Origin of the sequence: Fictibacillus halophilus (genome assembly GCF_042680145.1) — a bacterium.
Lineage (GTDB): Bacteria > Bacillota > Bacilli > Bacillales > Fictibacillaceae > Fictibacillus > Fictibacillus halophilus_A.
In genome coordinates, this window is record NZ_JBHTNQ010000001.1 from 2,710,000 (window position 1) to 2,733,882 (window position 23,883).

Genomic DNA, 23,883 nt, shown 5'->3' on the forward strand with positions numbered 1-23,883 from the left:
AATAAATAATTATTGTGTTTTAACTAACTTTAAAATATTCTATAATACAAAAATAAATACAGGAATTTCCCCACAGAAAAAAGCCCTGTAAAGATTCTTCTCTACAGAGCTCTCATAATACATTAGCTAAATTGACTATTACTTTACAGCAACACCATTAGCATCAGTTAATGCAATTTGAGCTGCTTTTACAGTAACTACTGGAGTACCAGCTGGAGTAGCATCTAAAGTAAACTTAACTTGTTTAGCATTTCCAGATACTGCCGCTAGGTTTGTTGTAGCCGCTACTGCTACACCATTTACTTTGATGTCAAATACTGAATCAGCAGCTACTGCTGGAACAGTAAGGTTTTCTGTAAATGTTACATATACGTCCTGTCCAATTACTTGAACATTAGTAATAGTTGCAGCAGTGTTATCCTTAACGGTTACACCGTAGTAAGAAGTGTTAATTGCATTTCCAGCTTTATCAGTAACACCTGAAACTGATAGTACTGCAGCAGCACCAGTAGCTTGGTTACCAAAGTTTACAGTGTTTGTAGGAAGTGCAATAACTACTACTTTTTTAGTTGAATCAGTGAAGTAGATATCAGTTCCTGTTGGTAAAGCTTGACCATCTAACTTGTAGTTAGCCAGGCTTAACCCTGAAGAACTTACTTCTTCACTGTAAGTTACAGTAAATGTATTTGTAGCCGTTGTTCCAACTGTAGCAGTTGGTTTTACTGTATCACTTGAAGAAGGAGCTCCTACAGTAAATGTACCCGTTACAGCTGCAGAAGCGTTACCATATGCATCAGTAAAGAATCCTGCAGGAATTGAAACTGTGTAAGTACCAGCATCAAGAGCTACATCGCCAGTCTTAGTATCAATTTGGTAAGTTTTGTTATCGCTACCTTTTACAACTGTTTCAGTTGCATCAGCTGCAATACGTACACCTTCGCCATTAGTGATAACGATGCTTGAATCCGCACCAACAACTGTTAAAGCTTCGCTAAATGTGAATTCTAACTTCTTGTTGTCTGTTCCAACTTGTGAAGAAGTTACAGACGGTGCAGTTGTATCTTTAACGAAAGTTAAAGAAGTGCTATAAAGATCATTTTTCAATCCAGCTACGTCCGTCATAGCGTTAGCAGCTACATATAGAGTGAAAGTTTCACTTGTTGAAGTTCCAGAGAAGATTCCATCTCCAGCAGTCCCTGCGTTAAGATCAACAGTTAGTGTATAAGTTTTGCCTGTAGTATCTGTAGTATCCTTAACTAAAGTTACAGGAGTCTGAGTAGCACCTTTTTGTAATGTAGCATTGATTGGATTTTCTGTTACAGCTTCGCTTAAAGTAACTTTAGCTGTATTCTGGCCAGTTACTACGAATGAAGATATACGTGGTTTTTCAGTGTCTGTACCAGGTGCTACAACTGAACCGTTGTATAGATCCATTAGATTTGGTGTGTTAGCATCGTCAAGTGCACCAGCTACATATAAAGAAGCAGTAGTGCCAGCTGCAAGAGTAGTTGTTACTTCAACTTTTGAAGTGCTACCAGCTGCAAAAGCAAATGTTGTTACAGGAACACCATTAACACGAACTACTGTTGGAAGTGCAGAAAGATCTTCAGAGAAGTTCAAAGTGATTTTTCCGTTTGCATAAGATGTGCTAGTAATTACTGGTTTAGCTGAATCTGTATAGCTAAAGATTCCACTGTACTTTACAGTTTTAACCCAAGCACCGTTCTCGTCTTTATCATTAGTAACGATTGGATTTACAACTAATACTTGATCTGCACCTTCTACATCACCTGCGAATGTTAAAGTAACTGACTTTTTATCATCAGAAAGAACAGCAGATGTTGCAGGAGTACCGTCTAACGTATAAAGAGCAGCTTCTGAAGCATCACCAACAACAGCAGAATCAGAATTTAATGTTTTGTTAAAGTTAACAACAACTTGTTTAGCGTTAATCGCACTTACAGATGCAACTTTTGGAGTTACTACTGGAACTTCAAATGTAGACCCTTCTACAATTTCACCATTTACTGCAAGGCTGAATTCTTCACCTTCAACAAGTTCAGGAGAGATTTCGCTAAGAACTAGAGTAGTAGTATCTTCGCTAGCAGAAGCATCTGCAGCTTTAACTGTTACTTTACCTACTTTATGAGACTCTTCACCTTCTACAGTAAGCTCATATCCAGCTTCAACTAAAGCGTCAACATCTTCTTGAGTCCAAGATCCTTCAACAGTTACTTCTACAGTTTTAGTGTCAACAGCTTCTACTGCTGTAACTACTGGAAGGAAATCAGCAGGGTTATCAATGTTGTAGATAATTTGCGCCATTTGAGCACGTGTTACGTGAGCATCTGGTGCAAATTTGTCTCCACCTACTCCGTTAACAAGACCAAGGCTAGCTAGGATAGAGATTTCTTCTTCAAACATGTGACCTTCGATGTCAGAAAAAGAATGTTCACTTCCTTCTGCACCTTCAAATCCATATGCACGTACTACGATTGCTGCCAATTGACCACGAGTTAGGTTAGCATTTGGAGCGAATTTGTCGTTACCCATACCGTTCATGATTTCATGCTCAAGAACAGCTGCTACTGCATCATGGAACCAATCTTTTTCTGATACATCAGAAAAATCTTCTGTTAGGCTTTCATCAGCGATCCCGAAAATATTTGTGAAAAGTTGAGCTGCTTCTGCACGAGTCATGTTTGTATCAGGAGCAAATCCCTTCCCATTCCCTTGCATGTATCCAACTTCAGATACGTAATCGATTGCTTCTTTTGCCCAGTGAGTATCTTTTACATCTGTATAACTTGCTGCTGCACCAGCTACTGGAGCTACTACTGAAGCAACTACTGCTGCAGATAGACCAGTTGCCATAAATTTACGATAAGACTTAGACGCCATTTCGTTATTTCCTCCCTTAATATGTAACTATTAATATATGATTTAACTAATCTATGAGTCTCAGGGCCCAACGATCAGTAAATACCAAATTATTCAAACAATAACAATAAATAGTATATTTGTGGTAATTTAGTCTGTCAACAAAAATATCTAACACTACTAAAATATTATTGTTTTTCCATCATTACTCACAAGTGGCAAGTTTTACCTTGTTACAACCATTTTACAATATATTTCATTTTTTGCAATCATTTTTTATACAAAAAATTCTAATTAATAGTATTTATTGTAAATATAGGTCGAACATTGGAAGTTATATCCCCCAGCCACACGTAATATCGACAGCTTTTTAGAAATCTTTAGCAAAAAAGTAAAAATAAATATATTACAATATTTTCTTGTTATTTTACAAAAACTAATAATCTATTTGTCATATCTGTTACATAACTGTAACCTACCAAAGTCCCGATTTGTGATAGACTAACTTTTGTAGAAAAAAATAGAAAATTCGCTAAATACTAGTTTAAATAGTCACAATATGGGGAAAGGTAGTGTTTTTAGTGGTTAAAAAGTTGGGGGCTTGGATCTTATCTCTTTTAACAGTACTCACTCTTCTTCCAGGACAAGCTAACGCAGGAGAACGTGAGGACTTAGTAACAACAGCAAAAAAGTACATAGGTATTAAGTACACTTGGGGTGGTACTTCACCATCTACCGGCTTTGATTGTTCAGGTTTCACTTCATATGTATATAAGCAATACGACATCACACTTCCACGAATGACAACAGATCAGTTCAATGGGGGAACTGCTGTTAAAAAAGCGGACTTGGAACAAGGTGACCTAGTTTTCTTTACTACATATAAAGCAGGTGCATCACATTCAGGTATTTATGTGGGAAACGGAAATTTCATTCACGCTTCTTCCTCTAAAGGTGTTACGATTTCATCAATTAATGACCCATATTACTGGGGTTCACGATATTTAGGAGCGCGCCGTTATTTATCAGAAGAAAAGGTTGCTACACTTGCTGTTTTGCCTCAAGGACAATATCACGATGTTCCTACTGGATATTGGGCATACACACCGATTACGAACTTAAGTAAAAAAGGTGTAATGAATGGATATGAATATAGCCAGTTCAAACCAGTAAAATCAGTAACACGAGCTGAAGCCGCTAAAATGGTTGCGAATGCTTTAAATCTTGATTCTTCATCTTCATACAGTAAATTTAAAGATGTTTCTACTTCCTTTTGGGGAGTTGAATCAATCAATGCGGTTAAAGAAGCTGGTATTATTAACGGATATCCAGATGGAACGTTTAAACCGAACCAAGAAATGACACGTGATGAAATTGCCGAATTAATCTCTAAAACATTCGTACTTGCTGATAAAGGAACTGAAAATTCATTTCCAGATGTAAAAGAAGGATATTGGGCATATGACTCCATTCAGCGTCTAAGCGAAAACAACATTGCATCCGGTTTTGAAGACAACACCTTTAAACCGCTGAACGAAACATCACGAGCTGAGTTCTCTACTTTCCTTTACAGAGCATTAACTAAGTTAGCCATAAAATAAGACGTTGCTAGGTTGGAAAAAGTTTCATATTATTTGTAAAAAATTCGCAAATGCAAAAAAGCTGTTTTCCCGGAATGGGAGAACAGCTTTTTTTAGTTGCTTTCTTTTATCGTTTTTGATAGAAATACGGTCATTTCTGCACGAGTTACCGGTTTGTTTGGATGAAAGGTCCCATCTTCGTAACCATTAGCTATTGAAGCAGTAGCAAATTTCTGGATGGCTTCGTAAGCGTAAAGGTTTGTTGTTACGTCTGAAAATATTTTTGTTGATGTATCTTGAGTTTTTAATGCGAATGCCCGATTTAATAGTGTGACGACTTCTGCACGAGTAATTGTATGGTTTGGTTTAAAACTGCCATCTGGATACCCAGTCACTTGTTTATTTCGTGCCATCTCCGCTATATAGCCGGATGCAAAGTATGTTTCAGTAACATCAGGAAAGTCTGTAGCCTTAAGTGATCCATCTAGTTTTAATGCTCTGCCGATCATGGTGATTGCTTCCCCACGAAGTATTTGCTTTTCAGGGTAAAACCTGCCGTCAGGATAACCTCCAACTATATTTCTTGCATTTAAGTCGTAAACATATTCACTATACCATTTAGATGTCGGTACATCAGAAAACAAAACTTTAACTTCTATTACACTCTTTTGTGATTCGTTTCCAAATTCATCTACTGCAGAAAGTTCGTATTTGTAAAGGCCAGGTTTTACCGTATCGTTCAGTTGAAAACCATATAGAAGATTTTTTACCTTTTCTCCATTTCGATAAACGTTGTAGCCTATGATAGGTGATTTGTCATATGAAGCAGTCCACATTAGTGTAACTTTACCATTAGATGATAGTTTATAAGATACATTTTCAGGTTTTGTTGGAGGAGTTGTATCCGGCAACTCTGGTGCTTGAATCAATCCAAATCCAAAATTCACATCACGCCCCACTGCTCCAAGATCTTTTGCTCGCTGCTGGATTTTGTTGCGCAGTTCAGCTGTTGTTAAAAATGGATAAGCCTCTTTATATAATGCGTAGATTGCTGTTACATATGGTGTTGCCATGGAAGTTCCAGTTAGTGTTTCATATGAGTTGTTCATGTAAGTACTATACACGTCCACCCCAGGTGCAACGAGTTCGAGTTCGGGACCAGACCCAGAAAATTTAGGATGTTTGTTGAATGGATCGACCGCTCCCACCGCTATGACACTTTCGTATTTAGCGGGATAGTATACGGACTGGTCTTCACTGAATGTATTGTTAGAATGGTTACCTGAAGCTGCTATGATATATAAACCTTTCTTGTACGCTTCATCCACAGCTAGCTTTAGCGCATAAGAACTCTCTTTACCCGTTAGGCTTAAGTTAACGATGTCGAGTCCTTGTTGAGTGGCCCATTCGATTCCATCAATAATCTGAGAGTACTGTCCCAATCCTTCTTCATCTAGCACTTTAATGCTATAGAGTTGAACATTTGGTGCTAATCCCTGGATTCCGATGTCGTTGTTTTGAGCGGCGATAATACCCGCAACATGTGTTCCATGTCCGTTGTCATCATTGTATGATGGTTGACCAGGCACAAAAGAAATCCCTCCTGAAACGGATAAATCTACATGAGCAGTATCTATTCCAGTATCCAGAATTCCTACTTTTATTTCTTTTCCAGTGTAATAGCTATCGGTACGTAGTTCTTCCGGCTTCGGATAATTTAATTCATAGATTTTTGGATCTATGCGTTGTTCTTCCATCACCACTTGCTTGTCCTGCTCTATGAACTTTACGGTTGGATATTGCACAAGTTCTAGAGCGGCATTCTTTGTAAGGGAGACAGATAAAGCATTAATACTCTGAAGTTTGGAGCTGATCGTACCACCAAATTGTTTAATCAGATCCTCATCTATTCGTGAGTGAAAAACTACTATATAAGAGTTTGTAATATCTTCTTGTTGATTCATTGAAGAAGATTCAAAAGCATATGTATGTTGGACAGGAAAAGAGGTGGTAAGTAAAGAAGCGGAAATGAAAAAAGCCCCGAACTTTGACGTGAAATTGAGCATATGAATCCCCCTAGAGAAGTAAATGAAAGAAAAACAGAAATTGTTTGGGGACTGACCCCATGCTCTTACTATCGGGCTTATTAAGAAACAAATCAATAGCATTATTTACAAAGTTTTGTCGAATAAGAAAAAGTCCCCAATAACAGAAGTTTCCCTGTTATGGGGACTTAATTGAAAACTTTATTAAAAATTTTAATTCATTAATTCTGTAAAGGCCATGAAGCGGTCCAAAAAATCCACATTAGGCAATTTGTCCGCCTGACGTGGATTTTTGATAGTTTTGTATTTGTCTGGGGTCAGACCCTTTTATTTGTTCTGTAAGTACTGGAAGTAGTCTTTGATGCCGAGGTGGATCTGGTAAGCAGCTTTTTTGCGCCATGTGTCTGATGCTAGTTTTGAAGCATCTGACTTGTTATCAATAAAACCAAGTTCCACCAATGTACTTGCCATCTTGTTTTGATACTTGATCACATAGAAATTCGCTTCTTTTACACCACGATCTCTCATATCTAACTCTGGAACCATCATACGGTTTTGAATATAAGTAGCTAACTTCTTATTATCCGTACTCATCACATTATCTTCATTATAATAGGTTTCTGTTCCATGACCTGATCCATTGAAGGAATTCGTGTGAATGGAAACAAACGCTTGACCATTAGCCATCTTTGCGATTGAAACACGTTTCTCTAATTCATGAAAAATATCTGTTTCACGGGTCATAATAACAGTTGCACCAGCTGCTTCTAAAGCATCGCGAAGGTGCTTCGCTGTAATCAATGTAATATCTTTCTCCTTCATTCCATACCCACTTGCACCTGGATCTGTGTCACCGTGTCCAGCATCTACAACGATGATTTTTCCTTTAAGAGGATTTGCCAAATCAGAAGGAACCGTCGGAATGGTTGATGGATACTTCAAATATGCTCCATGAACAAACCCTTTTAAACTACTTGTTCCAACATAAGCCCAACCATTTGATAGTTTGCTGTATACGTTAACAGTCGTACCATAGGCAAATGCACTAATACGAGTCGCATTCGCCTCAGGAGCAGTTCTCACATTTAAAAAGTCGGCTATAACCGTTGCCTGACCGATTGGCTTTAATTCAGACGGATTTTTACGGTAATTTGGATTTAGTGTTCTGGCAAGCATTAGAGCAAAGTCTGCTCGTTTAATGAAATCTTTTGGTCCAAACTTACCGTCTGGATAACCGCTCACTACTCCAGCAGTTGCCAGTTTGTTAATAGGAATATAAGACTGTGAACTCACGTTAACATCTGAGAATGTGACACCGCTTGTTTCTGGAAAGTTCCAAGCTCTCGTAATGATTAATGCCATCTGTTCACGTGTAAGTTTGTCACTTACACCAAAGTACCCATTACCATAACCCGCCAGAATGTTAGTGTTGCTCATATCCTGTATGTATCCTGAGGCATAAAATGCTTTTGGAACATCGACGTATTCCGTTACTCGTTGTCCTCCCTGCAACTTAAGGGCACGACCGATCATAGTAGCAGCTTCTGCTCGTGTTACATAATCTTCAGGTTTGAACCTACCATCCGGATTTCCAGCTACAATATTCTGGTTAGCCAAATACATGATTTCATTATAAGCTCGATGACTATTTGGCACATCAGGAAAAGATGTAGCTGAAACCGATTCTGGCGATGATATGCATAAAGTCGCCACCATAAACAAAAGACAAACAGTGACAATTTTCTTGCAAACCATCCAAATCCCCCCTAATTTTGTAATATATTTATAGTTTAACAGTACCTACCAAAGGGGTATATAAATAGTTTGAACTAATTTTGTAATTTTTTACAGTTATATTGTAGATAAATATATTATTGTGTATATATTTGGCAGACCAAAAACTATGTTCAGATAGAATATCGGTCAAATTTTGTCTATTTTTAGGTAAAAAAAGAAAAAGGACAAAATTTATGTCCTTTTTCTCATTATGTAAATATTAACTGTTATTTAACTAACGGCATTTTCTAAACGGTTTAATACTTTGATTTGTTTTCCTTCGATCAATGTTTCCTCGTTCATGTCAAAACTCAACTCCGAAAAGAAACAAAATCTAGTAGCAGAGTAAGGATGAGACAGCTTGTTAAAATCCATTCCCGTTGCATCACCTATTTCTTTAATACAATCCATTGCTACGATTTCCAACCCTTGATTTATAACCTCTTCTATATCTTCAAGATCTGTCATTCTGGATATGGTTATGCCCATACGATAATAAGTAAACTTAACTCCAATTTTATCTTTCATATGTATTGCCTCCCTGGTCCTTATAATCTTCGATGTATGACTTATTCAAGATTTTTTATGTATTCATAACATTATTATACAACAATTACTAATACTGTGAATAATACTTATTTATCATTAGCGAAAATGTCCAACAACAGCGCCTGTTTTAAGTACGAATATATCTTTTATCGGATTACAGACGCTGATATTTACTTTATTTTAGAAAAACAAACAAAAAAGCTCTGGACCCCTCGTCCAAAGCCTTGTAATTATTTTTTCATTTGATTCCAATTTTCAATTAAGTTCCCAAAGATCACATCATCAGAAATACTTAAATGCTCTACACTTTTATCATAAAGTGGTTTACACGTGTCAATCGCAACCGACTTACGCGTGTTAATGTCATAACACGTTCCGTTCCCCAGTTTTAAATCGTACGAACTCTTGTAAAAAAGACTGTCTGTTTTTACAGAGCCATAACGGAAAATGACAAAACCTTCTTTTCCATCCAGCAAGTTCGTCCCTAAGTGGTGGTAGTTCTCTTTTTCCAGTCCAAATAAGTGCAGCAACGTAGGCATAATATCAATTTGGCCGCCTGCTTTATCGATCTCTTTTCCATCTAAACCTGGGACATGCATGAACAGTGGAATGCCGTCTTTCACTTCTAATTCGCCGAGTTGATCTCCTGCTTCATTGGCAAAAATGGTAGAAGGTGTTTTCGACTGCATATAACCAGTGTCATGATCCCCATAGAAAACGACAACGGAATTTTCCCACAGACCATCTTTCTTCAGCTTTTCTATGAATGTCCCAACCGCCTGATCAACATAGTGAACGGATTGCAGATAATTTCGCAGGTTTATATCCCCCATATCATCGATATCCAATGTTTGATATTTTTCAGGCATCGTATATGGATAGTGGGACGTTAACGCGATTAGGAAGGAATAGAACGGATTTTTCATTTCCTGCATTTTATCAGCAGATTGAGTAAGGAATGCCTCATCCCCAATTGCCCATCCAACCTGTTCTCCTTCATCAAAATCTTCTATACTATGAAACTCGTTAAATCCAAGGTTCGGGTACACAATATAACGATTCCAGAAGCCTGGTTTGTACGCATGGAAAGCCTCTGTATCGTAGCCATTTTCTTTAAAAATGTACGGCAATGAATCATATTCGTTACGCGGGAATCGTACATATGCCGATCCTGTCGCTAATGGATAGAGCGATGTATTTGCTGCAAATTCCGCGTCAGACGTTCTTCCGCTCGCCGTTTGATGATGAATATCGTTAAAGTACAGCGATTCTCTTTTTAGCTTATTTAAGTTCGGTGTGATTTCCTGACCGTTCACCTTTTTATCGATGACGAAGCTCTGATATGCTTCAAGTTGAATCATAATTAGGTTTTTGCCAGCCGCTTTTCCTTGGTATGAGGTTTGGACTGCTTGCTCATTGTTTTTATCGTCGAACCATTGCTTCGCATCTTTTCTGTCTTTAGCGCTTACTTCCTTCTTATTTAATACATACTCATCTAAATATTTGTATGTATCAAAACCGTGAAAACCTAATAATCCGGTCACTTCATATACACGCATACTCGATAACGTTTTATCAAACAGGTATGCCCCGCCTTTTTGTACAAAATCATGAAGCGGATAGAAGAACAGCCATGCCCCGGCGGCACCTGCTAGTAATCCTGTAGCTAGGCGTATTGCTGGATTTGCGTTCTTTTTCAGAGTTAGCTTTTTAAAGAATACGATTAATATGGCCGTAAATAGAAGGACATCCGCGAAAAGCAAGAAGTCTTTCCAGCTAAACAAATCTCCAACTGAGCTTCCAAGAGAACTCATTTGTTTGATCTGTAATAATACAGCACTTGAAATCAAGTCTTCGAAATATCTGAAATAAATCGCATCTGCTAAGATAATAAAAGAAAGAACGAAATCCAAGATCAGTAATGCAATCAACTGTTGCCTAAACTTTAAGAAAATCGTCCAAAATGAAACTAAAATGATAGCACCGAATGAAACGAGAAGTATGCCCTCCCTCAGCGGTGAAAATGAAGCTTCATATATAAAAAAGTTAAACAAACGTTTAAACATCTCGAAAATGCCATATTGAGAAAATAAAGTTTCGGACTGGTTTGAAAACCACGTTAACTTCCAGCCGATGAGAATTACAAATGCACTATATATTAGGAGAGATAGACCTAATGGCTTAATTTGTTTTTTCATCTTAGCCCCCTTATTCAAAATTACTTTTATTACAGAATTATTAACATTATGTAAATGCTACTATTTTTGTACTCAAAATTCAATGTTATCCAACATATTCCCTATATTTCCAAAGTTCTATCTATAAAATGTTCTGTCATTTGTACCTTTTTGTGGGGATGAAGCTGTACCCGTTTCCAATAAAATTGTGATTATAGTACGCTAAAACAAGAAATACAGATAAGGAGAAACAAAAACTAGATGAAAAAAATCCTTCTATTATTATTGGCAGTATTTCTGTTGGGAATTGGTTATGGCGCTTATGAACAAAAAAATGCCGGAAAAGCCGAGCAACAAAAACAAAACTCACAAGTTACCATGAAAGTGGCAAAAGCGAAAAGTAAAGTAATGATTTCAGGTGTTCCATTGATTATGCAAAAACCTGAACTTGATCGTGGATGCGAAGTCACATCACTCGCTATGATACTTAAATATGCGGGTGTTGAAGTGGATAAGATGGAGCTTGCTGAAAAAGTGAAGAAAGTTACTACACCATATAAGAACGAGAACGGAAAATATTATTACGGCAACCCGAATGATGGGTTTGTCGGTGACATTTATACTTTTGAAAAGATGGGCTATGGTGTGTATCACGGGCCTATAGCAGACCTAGCCGAAGAGTATATACCTGGAAAAACTCTTGATTTAAGCGGTAAATCCTTTAAGGATGCTATCATTAAACCATTGTCAAAGGGGATGCCAGTTTGGATCATCATCAACGCAAAATATAAGAAGCTCCCTGAATCTGAGTTTCGAACATGGAACACGCCAAGTGGCAAAGTAAAGATTACATGGAATGAACATTCGGTTGTCGTAACTGGATTTGATGAAAAATATGTGTACTTTAATGACCCGCTTGGAGTGGCGACAAAAGCAGAGAGAACTGGGTTTGAAGCAGCGTGGGTACAGATGGGGTCGCAAGCGATCACATACGAATGAATTGTAGGGGGACAGACCCGGGTCTGTCCCCCTTTTACATGATTTAAAAATTTTATTGTAAAATATGAAACCTTACAAATCTTTCCTTCGTCTTACTTTTGAATTAAATAGAGAGAGGGGAAAAAATGTTGAAAAAGTATTTTGCACTAATCATTACATTCGTTTTTATTATCAGTATGTTTTCATCTACTACTATTGCAGCAGACTCCAGCCGAATTAAGGTTTACATGAACGAAGGGGAATTATATTTTAATACGTCCCCTATACTTAAGAACGACAGAACTTTTGTTGAGATGAGACCGATCTTTGAACAAGCACAAATAAAACTCTCTTGGGATCAAAGAACTCAAACTGTTACAGGAAAAAAAGATAATACGACGATTAAGCTAAAAATCGGAAGTAAGACTGCTTACGTAAATGGAAAACCCGTTGCATTAGAAGCGGCTCCTTTCATTCACAAGAATTACACTTTCGTACCGCTTCGTTTTATTGCAGAAGCATCTGGATATAAGGTCGAATATAACCATTCGCTACATTTAATTCATATTCATAAAACTGGTGAATTTATTGAACAACGTGCATTTAAAGAAGAGCAGCTTACGAAAGAAATGCTGGTTACATTAAGAGAAGGACGGTTCCCTGAATCTCCAGTCGGATTGAATGCTGGTCCTGGTCCTTTATTAGATTTAGCTGGTTCACCTAAAACATTCTTCGTTGACGTTCCGGAAAAAGGAGTCACTCAAAAATGGATTTACGGTAATTACTGGTATGACTTTGGGTATTATGAGAACGGCTTTCAAGCCATTCATGTAAAGCCTACACTTACCACCATAACAATAGATGAAGTATTGGATGCACTTGGACCTGCTGAAAACATTTATGGAGGAGTAAATCAAGGGGAAACAATATACGCGTATTACGAAGGAATTTATATGTATGAAATATTAACAGATGCTGAAGGTAAAGTTGAATTTATCACATTAAAAGCTTGGATCTCAGATGAAAATATTTAATACGATTTAATCGATAAGAAACCAGCTATCGGATGATTTACACATTCCGAAAGCTGGCTTTTTTAATGGGTCTATTACGGTAGATTAAACTTGCAAGAAGTATTGCGGTCGCTCCGCCTGTGATATCAATCATGACATCTTCCACATGCGGTGTCCTGTTTTCCGTGAAGTTTTGATGAGTCTCATCAAAAGCGGCATAGCTGGCTACTAAAATTAAAGAGATGATTGCTGTTTTGAACGTATTACTACCGTTTAATCGTATAGCCCGAAAAGTAAAGAATCCGAGTGCGAAGAAAACGGTAAAGTGAGCACCTTTACGAATAAAGAATTCTATAAAGCTCGCTGGTCCCCTCGCTTCTACACTCACTTCTGAACCAGCATAATTAAGCTTGACGTCACTGAAATTTCGTTCTACTTTTTCCAAATCCACATATTTGCCGATCTCTGGCCGAACGTCTTGCTTTTGATATGGCTGGGAGGATGAATAAAATACACCTATAACAATCAATAGAACGGGAATCCATTGATAGAATTTATACAATCTCAAATCATAAAACTCCTTTACACTTCGTAATGGTTCATTATACAGCATAACCATTTGTTTCTGAATAAGACCTGCACATTTACATAAAAAAGGCATCAGTTCGATTTAACTGATACCTTCAAACATGCTTATTTAATTTACATTATGCAGATCTACTAATTCGTATGTAAGCTGTGTTTTGTTATTTTTCCAAGTGATTTCAGTTACTTTCGCTTTTCCTGCAGGCTGTGATTTTTCCGTTTTTTGCACGGTTTGAAGGTTGTTTAGTACGTATAGATGGTAACCTTCAATCTCAAGTTTGAACGTGTTTCCTTCGATTCTTTTTTCATTACCGTCTGTCAATATACATGTATGCATCGTAAAAGGCATGTTCATTATGAAACACTCCTTGCTTTTGGTTTCTTAATTCTATTTTAAAAGAAGCTGCATCGTTCGTCTAATATTTGTTAAAAATAAAAAAGCCTGCAGCGAACCGTGTGGCTTCAACTGCAGGCTATGGTTGTTTTATCGTGCTGTTTTTCTAAATTTAAATACGAATCCAACGATGAAAGATAGAATTGTCATGATGAACAATGATGTTGTGATGGTTGTTACCCCAGCATTCATGTTTAATACATGGTACACTTGTGCACTGATGCCAAACGGGATCGCAAAGAACAAGAACAACATTCCAAACATAGCGTTTTTCGTATTGTACAATTTAGTCTTGTGTGCGATGTCTAAAACTTTTAAGCTTAAGATCCAAAACGCACTTGTAATCGACCAGAATAGGAGTATGGAAGAAATAAATGAAGTTGAAGTTAGTCCTAGAATTCGGTCGATGACCAAATTAATATTCCCCCATACCATCACTGTTTGATACAGTCCTAATGCAAATAGTGCCGCTAAGAAGATAAACGAAAATCCAAACCCTGATGTAATATGTTTCATCCCCAAATATACTCTCCTTCCCCAATTCCGTAAAAACGAAACCTAATTTTCAAATTATTTTACAATATTTTTTAGAAAATTGGAACCCTTTATTGCACTTTTAATTGAAAAAGCTATAAAACCTTTACACTTTGGCCATTTAAACTAATTAATAAACGTGTTTTTTAGAGCGAATAGCATACGAATCCCATATAACAAGAGCAGCTCAAGATGTGACAGAAGCTTCAAAAATCACCTATTTTGTACGTTACTATAATTATTTGTTAAAACATCCTATAGGGAGGCCTTATAACTGTTTTCTGAATAAAAAAGCACTCCCTCCCACCTATTGCTTACAAAAAAAACCTTAGAGTTTATTTATTACTCTAAGGTTCAAAAATTTTAGATTACCTTAACTTCAAGAAAATCGCATCCTTTAATATTATTCTTTGTGACTAACTCTTTCACAGACTCAGAAGCAAATAAAGGTATCTCAAAGCCTTTTAATTTGAATAAATGGTTCATTTTTATGTCGTTTTTACTTAGTGCGTATTTTCTTATAGAGTATATTTTCTCATCATCCAAATTAATGACGCTATAATCCGAATAATTTAAATTTATTGCATCAACTACGTTAATAACGTTGGCTACGTAATAGTTATTTAATGTCGTATTATCCGCAGAGTTAATTACTTTTACAGGTAAATACTGTACTCCGCACACATTTAACTCACATAATACATCCTTAAATCTTGTTGATACAATTAACCATCCGAGATTATTAGCTAAATAATCGGTTAATCTATCTCCTTCTGATGGATTATATAAAAAAGCAATGTCTTTATTCCAGTCGTGAATATATTTTCCTTCACTTAATTCATATTGTTCGAAACCATGAGTATTATTACAATAACAGACAACATCATTATCATTGCTGTCATCTAATAATAATTTAAAATATCTCATTTTAACCTCCAATAATCTTTATAAAGCATATCTGGGTTATTTCTTATTTCAGATTTCAAACCTTCAAACATCTTAAGGAATTTATCTCTATCTCCTTTAGCTAGATTATCAAATGTCCTTAGATTATCCACTACATAATCATGATAAGCATTAGGGTGTCTTCCTTGATGTGGGAGATACTCTTTGTTCCATGCATCATCTAAGTCTAAATTGTATTTTTTTGTAATACTCTCTATTTGTGGAGTATATTTCTTGCTTTTATTTGTTGCATAGTGATGATTTTGCAAAGGTTTACTATTACCCTTACCAGCATCCGCAATCTCATCCACATTTTTTTTCTTAACTCCTGGAATCATAGTGACGGATTGATAGACGTCTTCTAATTTATTATACAGGCCATTTTGTCTCAAGTATCCTCTTAAATACTCGATGACTTGAAGAGCGTCATCACCATACTTAACGGCAAGTTTTCCGCCACCTAACACATCACCGATGATTGGGATTGCTGCCAGAACAGAAAGCCCCGCATTCTTCCAATCCCCCTCGACAAGATAAATCAAGGAGTTTACGGCATCCGCAATTGGGCCAATCGGCGTTAGACCCGCGACATCCAGTACCATATGCAAGCCTTTCATGGTAAATGGTATAGAAGCAAAAAGGTTTTTTGGATCACCGGTAGACTGTTTGCCTTCATGCTTTGATAAGTGGCTGTTTAACAGCTCTTTTGTCAGCGTTTTACCGTTCATTCGCTGCTCGACTTTTATGACCGAATTAGGTGGCATCTCAAGACCTGCAATGTAATCTTGATTCACCTTAGCGATATCCTTTGCCGAAATATCGATGTAACCTTCTTTCGTGATGGTCTCACTAAAAGTGATCGCATTCGGACCATCGGCTATTTTAGCAATTCCATCTCCAGCATCACGCCATTTTGTGTATTCATAATGCCACATAGTCGTATCTTGGCTACGCAGATAATGCCGGTAAAAAGTTTTATTGTCTTCTACATCTATTAACTCAGGAGTGCCCGGGATATAAATAGGGCTTGGCTGAGTTGGTGTCCATATATGAGCATATAAAGTTCCGTTAACTGTTTCTTCTTCACTATGACTCTCGTAATTTCGTACCCAGCTCGGTAATAGACCTGGTCCGTATGATCCACCATCCACATACTCCGCAACATGCCCTGTCGGATCCCACATGTTCATTGGGTTGTTCATAACATAGGCATAGCGGTTTAAGGATTGCGGGTTGTTCAATTCACCCGGATACGTGTCTTCACTCATAAAACGACCTGCGTTCGGGTCGTACCAACGGGCATTCATGTCAATGAGCCCTGTTTTCCCTTCATAACGCATTCCTGTGTAGCCATGATGGTTGTATGGTGACGTAATACCTGTAAAAATGCCTCCAAATGCATCATATCTGTAACGCTCGATGATGTCGCCATGACGGTCGGTCGTTTCGGATACAGCACGCTGCCCATCGTACTGATAGTACAATAAGCCACCTGTTGTCTTTAAGTTTGGATCATGTGACGGATTGGACAGTCCGTGAATCCCGAACATCTTCCGCGAAGTAAGCTGGCCGTTCGGTCCATTGTAGTACTCCGCATAAGGAGAGCCAGATTCACTGTACTCTTTATGCAGGTTATTAGACAAACCTTCATACAGATAGGTCGTTTCCTTATGGTAGACATGGTCCTTGCCGTTTTCCCCATACTGCTTATATAAACCAATTTTTTTACCTTTTCCTGGGTTGTTAAAAGGACCTTTACCATTGCCTGTGTCGGAAAGATTGTTGCAGTTCGCCTTCCCATTGCCTTTTCCGTTGTTGTTATTGGCATTTTCGTTTTTCTTTTCTTCTCCTTTGCCGTTGTTTCCGTTTCCATTGTTGCCCTTTTCTTTACCTTTACCGATACCATCAAAATCTTTCCATGACATTTCTTCCCGGTAGATACGTCTTCCAAAAGCATCATAGGAGTAGCTGGCGTAGCTGGCGTCCTCAAATTCTGCGAGCGTTAACTGATTCGCGTTGTTGTAAGTGAAATCTACTGTTCCTTCACCGGTTGTACGGCTAATCAGGTTACCGTTTTTATCATACTTATATTGCTTATCGTTTTCAGAGATTAATTGATTAATCGCATTATAAGAATAGTTGTGTTCACCGCTGTCCGTTTTCATTAAAAGACGGTTTCCAACTGCGTCATATGAGTATTGAACCTTACTGCTTGGTTCGACAAGATAATCCGGCTGGTCATCTGTTACCGTGAAGTCAAGGTCCAGATTAAGAGTCCCGTCTGGTTCACAAGTTAAAGGAGGCTTATCATTTTTCCCCTTTCCGTTCCCCTTATCTTCATTGTTCCCATTCCCTCTATCGTTCCCGTTACCATTGTTATTGCCGTTTCCATTTCCTTCACCATTGCCATTGCTATTATCACCTTGGTTGCCGTTGCCTCCGTTGTTTCCGTTACCAGCCTCGTTTCCGGTGCCATCACCATTACCGTTACCGCCCTGGTTTCCGTTATCTTCACCATTTCCGTTTCCTCCACCATTGCTGGTTTCGTCTTCTTCGTTTCCGCCACCTGAGCTATTTCCGGTCTCGCCTTCTTCGTTTCCGTTACCTTGACCATTGCCGGTCTCGCCTTCTTCGTTTCCATTGCCTCCGCCATTACCGTTGTTTCCATTACCATTTGAAGCAATCATGACGTTGCCGGTTTCGTCACTTTTCTTATCTTTATTACTTTTTGCAGAAGGTTTTTCTTCATTATTCCCTTCATTTCTTCCATCTTCAGGTGTATCTGGTTCCTGTTTTAAACTTCTGATCTTTTCCTCCGGATACAAAACTTCAAGCAAACGGTTCAGCTTATCGTAGCTATAAGTCGTTTTTGCTCCATCTTCCTCAATTTGTTCTATTTTGTTTCCATTTTTATCGTATTCATAAGCGAAAGAAGAAAAGATGCCCTCAGTATTAATGTTTGATATTTTGCTAAGATTACCGTCTTTATCATATGAACGTGTAATTTGATTGCCGTTCCCCATTTTCCTAAGATTTTCACGACCTATTTCGTCATACTCAAAGGTCGTAGTATTTTCTTCCGGGTCCATAACACTAACCATTTGGTTACGTTCATCATAAGTGTACTTGGTTGTACGGTCTTCACTGTTGGTTACAGAAAGCATATTACCCACAGAGTCGTAATCGAACGATAAAGATTTGTCCATCGTCACGTTTTGTTGTGCAGTGATTCTTCCAAGCGGGTCATACGTATATTTTTCATGGGAAGCTGGTGTTTTTGCTTCTGTAACACGGCCAGCCTTATCATATGCAAAAGAATGCAGTTCATCTCCATAGTTAATCATGGAAACTTGGCCGTTTGGAGTATACGTAAATCCGTTTGTCGTTCCATTGGGTGACATCTGCTCGATGATTTGTCCTGCTGCATCATACGTAAAAGCAGTCTCAAGTCCTAATGCATTTATTTCTTTTGTTGGTTGCCCGTTCTTGTTATAAGCCCAGCTTCTGCTGTTTCCATTAGCATCCGTCTGCTTTAAAAGCTGCCCTGTAGGGTTATATTCGTACGCCGTGATGCTACCAAGCGAGTCTTGAACTTGTTTTAGCAAATTGAGTGGATTGTAATGATATGTTGTCGCATTGCCTTTTGGATCCTTTTCCTCAGTCAAGTTCCCAACTTTATCATATTGAAAAGAAGTAACATTCCCTTTTGGTGACTTTTCCTCGATTACACGTCCTACAGCATCGTATTTATAGTGAGTCTTGTCGCCTGCTTTATTTTCTATAGCCGTCATATTACCAACTTTGTCATATGACCATTTAGTGGAAAAACCTTTTTGATCGGTTTGTTCTACAGGACGACCAATTTCATCATACGTGTAAGAGATCATTTGATTTAACGGATTAGTCTCGCTTAACAGATTTCCTTCCGCATCGTACTTGTAGCTTGTTTGATTGTTTAACGGATCAGTTACCTTAAGAAGATGACCTACTCTGTTATAGTCGTACTTCAATGATTCGGCTTCTGAATTCGTTCTTTTTGTAACTCTTGATAATAAGTCGTACTCAAAAAATGTAACTCCACCTGCAGGATCGGTCATCGAAGCAATATTTCCGGCATTGTCATATGCGTACTTCGTTTTGCGTTGAATGGGGTCGATTGCTTCGATATTACGTCCCAATGCATCGTACGTGTATGACCAGGATCCACCTTCTGCATCTTTTTGCGATGTTAAAAAGCCACTTGCATTGTAGTTGTATGTAAGGTTTCCGCCGTCAGGATTCGTCTGTTGAATAATACGATTTAATGCATCATACCCATACTTTGTTTCTCCGCCAGCAGCATTTTTCATCGAGATCTGATTTCCTGCAAGGTCATAATCATACTCGGTTTTGTTGCCATTTTTATCTGTATACACCGTCAAATTGCTAACGGCATCATAATCCATCTTTTCTGTATGCCCTAATGCATCTTTTACTTGAATGACACGATTTAAGTTGTCATATATATAGGTCGTTTCGTGTCCAAGTGGATCGATTAGATCTGTCACTTGTTTTAATGCGTTAAATCTCTGCTTCGCGACAGCACCAGTAGCATCTTTGATTTCCATCATTTTTTTATCGTCTAAATAAGAATAGCTCGTTGTTTCACCTCTCCTATCTTTCTTGGAAAGTACACGGTTAAGTGGGTCATACGTATAAAACGTACTTTTCCCCATCGGATCCACAACTTCTTTTATATTGCCTGCTTTGTCATATACCTGCTCCGTTACACCTTCCATTGGATCGGTAATTTTCACGACACGACCTAGTTCATCATATTTGTACGATGTCATGGCCTTGTTCGGAGCAACCATCTTCGTTAACCTGCCCGCTTTGTCGTAAGAGTAAGAAGTTGATTGATTAAGAGCATTGATCGTTTTTTTAAGGTTGCCGAGCTTATCATATTCATACCTTGTTTCGTGTTTGGATGGATCAGCAACCTTTAAGAGTTTACCGTTTAAGTCATACTCCATAAGTGTTTTGTGACCCAATGCATTTGTAACTTCTGTCAAATGACCAAGTGAATTGTACCTATACTTTGTTTCATGGTTTAAAGCATCAATCTGATTTGTCAGACGTCCTAATGCATCATATTGCATTTTTTGAATTGCACTATTTGGAAGCTTAATGCTGCTTACTTTTCCAAGTGAGTTATATTCATATTCTGTCACCCCGTTATCTGGATCTGTTGCTTTATCCATACGTCCGAGAGCGTCGTACGACCACTTGGTTACCTGTTTAAGCGGATTGATAACGGCCACCACTTGTCCTAATTCATCATAATTAAATGTGGTTACTCCGTAGATATCTTTTGTTGATTTTATTTTTCCATTTGCATAGTAAGTCATTTCCGTTACTTGATCTAATGGGTTAATTGTTTTTTTAAAGCGGCCCAATTGATCATACTGATACTTCGTAACCGCTCCGTTTGGCATTGTTTCTTTTGTAACTTGATCTAGATAGTTATAAGCTATCGTTGTTTTTTGTTTCAAAGCATCGATGACTTCGATCGGACGGCCAACTTTATCAAACTTATATTGAACCGTTTCCCCTTCAGCATTTTTGAAGGAAGTTAATTGACCGCGTTCGTTGTACGTGTAATAAAGTTTTGTATCATCAGGACGGATATATACAGTCTTATTTTCTTCAGCATTATAGGACCATTTATGTTTGTATCCCATCGCATCAACGGCTTCTGTCAGTCTATTTAAATCATCGTATTTAAATGTTTGGACAGTTTCCTCTGGTCCACTCACTTCTTTAACTCGGCCAAGGGCATCATATTCATACAGTGTTTTATGATTAAGCGGATTCGTTACGGATGTTACCTCACCTAACGTATTGTATGTGTATTTGGTTACCCCGCCTGCTGTGTCCTTAACGTCTGTTACATTTCCATATGTGTCGTAGCTGTAGTATGTAATTTCACCAATAGCGTTCTTAACCGTTGCTAGATGCCCGCCGGCGTGATAGGTGTATTCTTCTGCACTTCCGTTACGAAGCGTTTTCTTAATTAATTGTTTTGCGGCATCATATTCATATTTTTCTGAAGTCTTATCTTCGTATGTTTTGGTCGCTAAAAGCCCCAGTTTGTTGTAAGCATAGCTGATAGACTGACCTGTAAAAGACGTTTCCTTCGTTAATCTGCTTGCATCATCGTATTCATAGGTCTGTGTTCTTCCTATAGGATCCGTAATTTTCTTTATCTGTTGCTGGTTGTTGTACTCGTATGATGTTATGCGGTCCAGTTCATCTTTTACAGACGTCACCTTTCCTTTAGCGTTGTACGAGTATTTCAATGTACCTGCTGGTGATGAAACCGTATCTGCCCCATACTTTCCATACGTATAAGAAGTTTTTCCTTTGATATTTGTGTGCTCTTCTAAGCGTCCTAACTCATCCCATTGGAATGAATCCTTTTGTCCTCCAGGTGAAATAATATCTTTCATTCTACCTGCATTGTCGTATTGATATTGAATGACTTTTGCTGCAGGATTAATGATTTTTTTCAGTTTTCCATTGTTGTAGTATTCGTGCGTTGTTATTTGTCCCTCTTTGTTTGTAAGGGTTAAGACTCTTCCTGCTTTATCATAGGTATATTTAATGGTTTTATCTTTTTCATCTTTTATTTCTAAAAGGTTTCCATCGGGATCATACTTGTAAAATTCACGTGAACCATCTGGATTGCGAACGTTTTGCAGCTCCCCAAGTATATTAAACTGGTATTGAGTGGTTTCCGACTTTCCGTTTGTCACCTGTTCTAAATTGCCGTAGCTGTCATAAACAAACGTCATTGCTTTTCCGTTTGCATCTTTAGTCCATAGCATTCGACCTTTTGCATCATATCCGTATGTAGAGATGATTCCATTTTCGTTCTTCTCAGTCATGTTTCCATTGTTGTCATAGCTATATGTGATGGATTGGCCAGTTGAAGTCGTGATTGATACAGGCTTGTTCCATTGGGCATTGTAGCTGTATGTCGTTACTATGCCGAACCGGTCTGTATGTGTTTTTAAGCGGTCTTTGCTGTCATACGTGTAACTTTCCGTTCCGTTCGCACTTACCGCTTTCGTTATTTTCTTTTCGTTGTTGTAAGTAAAGCTTGTTACTTGCTTTTTCGGGTCGATGATCTTAACTGCTTTTTCGCCGCTGATCTCATAGACCCACTTTTCATCTAATGCGTTGAACTTCTCGGTTTTTGTCAGTTTCCCACTGCTGTTCGATGTATAGTCATACGTATAAATGGTTTTGTTATCCGGATCTTTTACAGAAGTTACACGGTCTTTGCTGTCATAGGTGAAAGAGGTTTTCTCGTTTTCCCCGTTCGTGATGCCTGAGATTCTTCCCTTGCCGTCATATGAATATGTAATCTTTTTATTACCAGGATAATCTATCGTTGTTAAACGCTTTTTTGAGTCGTATGTAAAAGCGTATTTTTCATTTAAAGGATTAATAAGTTCGTCTATTAAACTGCCATTCCAATGAATCTGGATGGAACGACCTTTATCGTCAGTGATGCGATTAACGCGTCCGTTTCCGTTGTAGGAGTATGTGAGAGAATTTCCGTAATGATCCATTTCCCTCGTCATTTTACCTGCTTTAACCGGCTGATCTTCACGCCACGGTGCAAAATAGCCATAATACGTAATCTTCCTGCCATCTTTTGATTCGACTACGTAATCGTACTGGCTGTTACGAGTGAGGGTATCGCCGTTTTCTCCAGATTTATATTGACCCTTGTGCAGCTCGTAGTTGGTCATCTTATCCCCATCATAGTTCGTTACAAAAGCATCTGGGTCATCTTTTACAAATTCGTAGTTGAGTGTCGTGCCATCCATACGAAATTCACCCATGGCAAACTCCGCGTACATTTGCAGTTTGGAGTCTAGCTTCGTCTGCCAACCTTTACCGAACGGACCGACTTTATCGTTATTACTCTTGTAATCTCGCTGAATGTTAAATAACAAACCCTCTCCCGGTACGAGGATGTCCGTTTCAGACAGTTCCAGTAACCCAGTTTCTTCATTTACAGGTGGATCCTGATTGTCACTTGAAGGAGGAAGCAAATTCGTTTCCTTGCGAGGTGACACATGGCTGTCCGGACTTTCAGGTGATGTGTTCGGCAGCTGCGGCATGGTGCCCTGCGCCGGATTTGCCATTGGTTGATGTGTGTCTGTTTGCGGCAATAAGCTAAGCAGATTATCAGGATTGGAATAAAAATCGTTTGTGTAATCCTGTTTAGCGGCAATAGCCTGCATAGGATAAGCTAAAACGCTTGTGATTAATAGAATGAGTGCAATTATACTGTTGGTTACTCTTTTTTCCAAAACAAAAAACTCCCCTCGTTAACCGTAAAAAGACAAAAAAGCACTCTGAAAAATTCGAGTG

Annotated in this window: 13 protein-coding genes; 3 read left to right on the forward strand and 10 right to left on the reverse strand. The window is 38.2% G+C overall.

The window, feature by feature from the left end:
- Window positions 1-138 precede the first annotated feature (138 nt).
- Window positions 139-2,901, reverse strand: a complete 2,763-nt coding sequence (locus ACFQ4X_RS13840) for an S-layer homology domain-containing protein (RefSeq protein WP_379836019.1) — start codon at window positions 2,899-2,901, stop codon at window positions 139-141.
- 560 nt (window positions 2,902-3,461) lie between these two features.
- Here ACFQ4X_RS13840 and ACFQ4X_RS13845 point away from each other — a divergent pair.
- The gene (locus ACFQ4X_RS13845; RefSeq protein WP_379836021.1) at window positions 3,462-4,481 is read left to right on the forward strand and encodes an S-layer homology domain-containing protein; all 1,020 of its coding nucleotides are present in this window, start codon (window positions 3,462-3,464) and stop codon (window positions 4,479-4,481) included.
- 92 nt (window positions 4,482-4,573) lie between these two features.
- Here the strand turns inward: ACFQ4X_RS13845 and ACFQ4X_RS13850 are convergent, their stop codons facing one another.
- From ACFQ4X_RS13850 to ACFQ4X_RS13865, 4 genes are all read right to left on the reverse strand, one after another.
- On the reverse strand, window positions 4,574-6,526 hold the full coding sequence (locus ACFQ4X_RS13850) for a S8 family peptidase (protein WP_379836023.1): 1,953 nt from the start codon (window positions 6,524-6,526) through the stop codon (window positions 4,574-4,576).
- Window positions 6,527-6,832: 306 nt separating this feature from the next.
- The gene (locus ACFQ4X_RS13855) at window positions 6,833-8,260 is read right to left on the reverse strand and encodes an N-acetylmuramoyl-L-alanine amidase (RefSeq protein ID WP_379836025.1); all 1,428 of its coding nucleotides are present in this window, start codon (window positions 8,258-8,260) and stop codon (window positions 6,833-6,835) included.
- A gap of 252 nt (window positions 8,261-8,512) precedes the next feature.
- On the reverse strand, window positions 8,513-8,809 hold the full coding sequence (locus ACFQ4X_RS13860; protein ID WP_379836027.1) for a hypothetical protein: 297 nt from the start codon (window positions 8,807-8,809) through the stop codon (window positions 8,513-8,515).
- A gap of 251 nt (window positions 8,810-9,060) precedes the next feature.
- On the reverse strand, window positions 9,061-11,028 hold the full coding sequence (locus tag ACFQ4X_RS13865; protein WP_379836029.1) for an LTA synthase family protein: 1,968 nt from the start codon (window positions 11,026-11,028) through the stop codon (window positions 9,061-9,063).
- 240 nt (window positions 11,029-11,268) lie between these two features.
- On the opposite strand from ACFQ4X_RS13865, the gene ACFQ4X_RS13870 reads away from it, so the two are divergent.
- Window positions 11,269-12,006, forward strand: coding sequence for a C39 family peptidase (locus tag ACFQ4X_RS13870; protein ID WP_379836031.1), 738 nt, complete (start codon window positions 11,269-11,271; stop codon window positions 12,004-12,006).
- Between the two features lie 125 nt (window positions 12,007-12,131).
- Window positions 12,132-13,019: a copper amine oxidase N-terminal domain-containing protein gene (locus ACFQ4X_RS13875; RefSeq protein WP_379836033.1), complete on the forward strand. Its 888-nt coding sequence runs from the start codon at window positions 12,132-12,134 to the stop codon at window positions 13,017-13,019.
- Window positions 13,020-13,056: 37 nt separating this feature from the next.
- Here ACFQ4X_RS13875 and ACFQ4X_RS13880 read toward each other — a convergent pair whose 3' ends face one another.
- The 5 genes from ACFQ4X_RS13880 to ACFQ4X_RS13900 form a co-directional block, all read right to left on the reverse strand.
- Entirely contained in the window at window positions 13,057-13,566 is a 510-nt protein-coding gene (locus ACFQ4X_RS13880; RefSeq protein ID WP_379836035.1) for a VanZ family protein, read from the reverse strand.
- A 129-nt stretch (window positions 13,567-13,695) separates the two neighbouring features.
- Complete coding sequence (locus ACFQ4X_RS13885) at window positions 13,696-13,938, reverse strand: DUF2584 family protein (RefSeq protein WP_379836037.1); 243 nt, start codon at window positions 13,936-13,938, stop codon at window positions 13,696-13,698.
- Window positions 13,939-14,067: 129 nt separating this feature from the next.
- Window positions 14,068-14,493 carry a hypothetical protein gene (locus tag ACFQ4X_RS13890; protein WP_379836039.1) on the reverse strand — a complete coding sequence of 142 codons (426 nt, stop codon included), beginning with the start codon at window positions 14,491-14,493 and terminating at the stop codon, window positions 14,068-14,070.
- Window positions 14,494-14,874: 381 nt separating this feature from the next.
- Entirely contained in the window at window positions 14,875-15,438 is a 564-nt protein-coding gene (locus ACFQ4X_RS13895) for an imm11 family protein (RefSeq protein WP_379836041.1), read from the reverse strand.
- Window positions 15,435-23,822 carry an RHS repeat-associated core domain-containing protein gene (locus ACFQ4X_RS13900; RefSeq protein ID WP_379836043.1) on the reverse strand — a complete coding sequence of 2,796 codons (8,388 nt, stop codon included), beginning with the start codon at window positions 23,820-23,822 and terminating at the stop codon, window positions 15,435-15,437. The genes ACFQ4X_RS13895 and ACFQ4X_RS13900 overlap by 4 nt, the downstream gene beginning before the upstream one ends.
- Window positions 23,823-23,883 lie beyond the last annotated feature (61 nt).

Coding starts and splice junctions, on each gene's coding strand:
- ACFQ4X_RS13870 (WP_379836031.1), top strand. CDS start 11,269: ATGAAAAAAATCCTTCTATTATTATTGGCAGTATTTCTGTTGGGAATT.
- ACFQ4X_RS13855 (WP_379836025.1), bottom strand. CDS start 8,260: ATGGTTTGCAAGAAAATTGTCACTGTTTGTCTTTTGTTTATGGTGGCG.
- ACFQ4X_RS13875 (WP_379836033.1), top strand. CDS start 12,132: ATGTTGAAAAAGTATTTTGCACTAATCATTACATTCGTTTTTATTATC.
- ACFQ4X_RS13860 (WP_379836027.1), bottom strand. CDS start 8,809: ATGAAAGATAAAATTGGAGTTAAGTTTACTTATTATCGTATGGGCATA.
- ACFQ4X_RS13890 (WP_379836039.1), bottom strand. CDS start 14,493: ATGAAACATATTACATCAGGGTTTGGATTTTCGTTTATCTTCTTAGCG.
- ACFQ4X_RS13850 (WP_379836023.1), bottom strand. CDS start 6,526: ATGCTCAATTTCACGTCAAAGTTCGGGGCTTTTTTCATTTCCGCTTCT.
- ACFQ4X_RS13865 (WP_379836029.1), bottom strand. CDS start 11,028: ATGAAAAAACAAATTAAGCCATTAGGTCTATCTCTCCTAATATATAGT.
- ACFQ4X_RS13885 (WP_379836037.1), bottom strand. CDS start 13,938: ATGAACATGCCTTTTACGATGCATACATGTATATTGACAGACGGTAAT.
- ACFQ4X_RS13840 (WP_379836019.1), bottom strand. CDS start 2,901: ATGGCGTCTAAGTCTTATCGTAAATTTATGGCAACTGGTCTATCTGCA.
- ACFQ4X_RS13895 (WP_379836041.1), bottom strand. CDS start 15,438: ATGAGATATTTTAAATTATTATTAGATGACAGCAATGATAATGATGTT.